Below are 2,547 nucleotides of genomic sequence, written 5' to 3' on the forward strand. Positions count from 1 at the left end.
CTAAATCGACGTTTGTACCGTTAACGCGAGGATTTCGGGCAATATCAAAGGGTATTGCTTCGGTGATGTTGCTATCTCCGTCTAAGTCGCGGGTATCAGCAGGGAGGGAGGCGTTATTTTGAGTTATAATAAAAGTTGAGTCTTCCAAGTTAGTTACTATAAAAACTATGGAAATTACTATTTATATTTCTGAAGCTGCGGGACAACAATTACAAAAAAAATGGGATAATTTACCTCAAAAAACTTTAGAAGCTTTAGCCATCCAAGCTTATCGAGATGGAGTAATGACTTTGGCAGAAATTCAAACTTTATTAAATTTCTCCTCTCGATGGGAAACAGACGAGTTTTTAAAACTTCATCAAGTTTATCTAGATTATACAGAGGAAGATTTAGCTGAAGACGTGAGAAATATCGAGGACTTATTATCTCAATGATTGTTGTTTCGGACACTTCACCGATTTGTTATTTAGTGTTAGTTGGAGAAATTGAATTATTGCCTCAATTATTTAAGGAAATAGTCATTCCTCAAGCGGTCTATAATGAATTAACTTCAACAAGTGCGCCAGCTATTCTGCAAAACTGGAGCGAAGAAATTCCTAAATGGTTACTTATTAATGATGTTGATCCCGTTCAAGATCAGCAATTAAATCGACTAGATTTAGGAGAGAAAGAGGCGATTATTTTAGCAGAAAAATTAAAAGCTGGCTTAATAATTATTGATAAAAAAGCATCTCGAAAAATTGCTATAGATAGAGGTCTAAAAGTTACGGGTTTATTAGGTGTTCTTGAAATAGCGATCAAACAAGACTTGATCGATATAAAAACTGCAATTGAGAAATTACAAAAAACGAGTTTTCGGGCTTCTCCTCAGTTAATTCAATCTCTTTTAGATCGATATAATTAAGAAGATAATAACAATTAATTTCAAGGGACATCAACTCTATCGTTCATGTCCTCTTCAAAATTAACTAATTCCTTGCGTTGTCGTCTTGTTTGTGCTTTTTAGAAAACAATGCCCCTAATCCTAGTGTTGGCATCGGTAGGGGTAATTGTGCCAACAAGAGTGTTTAAGAGGCTATTTTCGGGTACGGTGAGGGTAGTATCGTAGAGGAATGGTGGGCTATTTTGGACGAATTTAAAGGCACCTAAATCGACGTTTGTACCGTTAACGCGAGGATTTCGGGCAATATCAAAGGGTATTGCTTCGGTGATGTTGCTATCTCCGTCTAAGTCGCGGGTATCAGCAGGGAGGGAGGCGTTTCATAGTTAATACGAAAAACAGTATGAACGATGTAGAATTACGCCAGTGTTTAATTGAGAAGTTAGGTATCTTATCCCCAGATAATATTAATTTAATATGGCAATTTGTTGATGATTTAAACCATGAAGAAGCGTCAAACAAATCTGATAATTACCTGATAGAAAAAGCATTACAAAAATGGCAATTTTTAATTAAAAATAACCAAGAAATGGACAGTAAAAATCCTTTAAGTGAAAATGAGATTAAGATAATTTGCCAGTTTTTAGGTCAAGCTAATCAATCTCGTCCAGTAGGATTGGCTAAAGAAGAATTTGCTGTTCCCGATGATTTTAATAACCCCTTACCTGATGAAGTTTTGGACTTGTTTTATCCGCAATGAGATTGTTACTAGATACACACATTTTTCTTTGGTTAATTAGTGATAATCCTCGCTTGTCGGATAACTTGTGCGGTCAGATAAAAAATAGTAACAATGAAGTTTTTCTAAGCGTTATATCTGTTTAGGAATGCGTTATCAAGTATCAGTTAGGCAAATTAAATTTTCCCGAACATCCTGATATATATCTTCCCAAGAAAAGGAAACAGCATTTAATTAATAGTTTGGTTATTGATGAAAAAAGCATAGTACATTTAAAGGATTTGCCACTCCTTCATAAAGATCCTTTTGACCGCCTTTTAATGTGTCAAGCTTTACAACATGATTTAACGATAGTTACTGAAGATAATGCAATTTTAGATTATCCTAACTTACAGTTTTTGTGAGTATGAAGAAGGGACGTAAACCCTATCGCTTACGTCACCTTTAAACATCAACTAATCATCGTCAATATCGTTTTGTTTGTGCTTTTTAGACAACAACGCCTCTAATCCTAATATTACTATTCCTAGAATTGTGAGGGGTTCAGGAACAGACTGGATAGATTTAGTGGCTACTTGTAAATTATCAATTGAAAAAAGTCCATTACCACCAAGGGGAGATATCTCGAGACGAGATGCAGGAGTAGATCTGACAACACCTAAAAACTTAAAGGCGTTTGGGTTAAGGCTACTGATTGTAGAGGCGAATACTCATAAGCCTAGTTTATTATTTTTTTTTATTCATCAGCAGAGCTTATTAAATAAATCGAGCAGAGAGAAAATATCTGGTACAATGGCACTCCTGCAAGGATTTACCTAGAGATAAGCCGATTTGTGTTGCTGAGGCTATATTTTGAGCAACTTTTCTCAAGTTATTCGGAGAATCAAGTTATTTTGTCATCAGTTAAGCTGTACTGCATTTAAACTGC

At 35.3% G+C, this 2,547-nt stretch carries 4 protein-coding genes; 3 read left to right on the forward strand and 1 reads right to left on the reverse strand.

Annotated elements, in window-relative coordinates; genetic code table 11:
• Window positions 1-167: 167 nt before the first annotated feature.
• The 3 genes from EWV84_RS03475 to EWV84_RS03485 all read left to right on the forward strand — a co-directional run bounded on the left by EWV84_RS03475 (window position 168) and on the right by EWV84_RS03485 (window position 1,640).
• The gene (locus EWV84_RS03475; protein ID WP_286823675.1) at window positions 168-434 is read left to right on the forward strand and encodes a UPF0175 family protein; all 267 of its coding nucleotides are present in this window, start codon (window positions 168-170) and stop codon (window positions 432-434) included.
• Window positions 431-904 carry a PIN domain-containing protein gene (locus tag EWV84_RS03480; protein WP_286823676.1) on the forward strand — a complete coding sequence of 158 codons (474 nt, stop codon included), beginning with the start codon at window positions 431-433 and terminating at the stop codon, window positions 902-904. The genes EWV84_RS03475 and EWV84_RS03480 overlap by 4 nt, the downstream gene beginning before the upstream one ends.
• Before the next feature lie 379 nt (window positions 905-1,283).
• Window positions 1,284-1,640 carry a hypothetical protein gene (locus tag EWV84_RS03485; protein WP_287076476.1) on the forward strand — a complete coding sequence of 119 codons (357 nt, stop codon included), beginning with the start codon at window positions 1,284-1,286 and terminating at the stop codon, window positions 1,638-1,640.
• Between the two features lie 434 nt (window positions 1,641-2,074).
• Here EWV84_RS03485 and EWV84_RS22765 read toward each other — a convergent pair whose 3' ends face one another.
• Window positions 2,075-2,314 (reverse strand): PEP-CTERM sorting domain-containing protein, encoded by a 240-nt coding sequence (locus EWV84_RS22765; RefSeq protein ID WP_353737603.1) that lies wholly within the window; start codon window positions 2,312-2,314, stop codon window positions 2,075-2,077.
• Window positions 2,315-2,547 lie beyond the last annotated feature (233 nt).

Source organism: Microcystis sp. M_QC_C_20170808_M3Col (assembly GCF_007095505.1).
Classification (GTDB): Bacteria; Cyanobacteriota; Cyanobacteriia; order Cyanobacteriales; family Microcystaceae; genus Microcystis.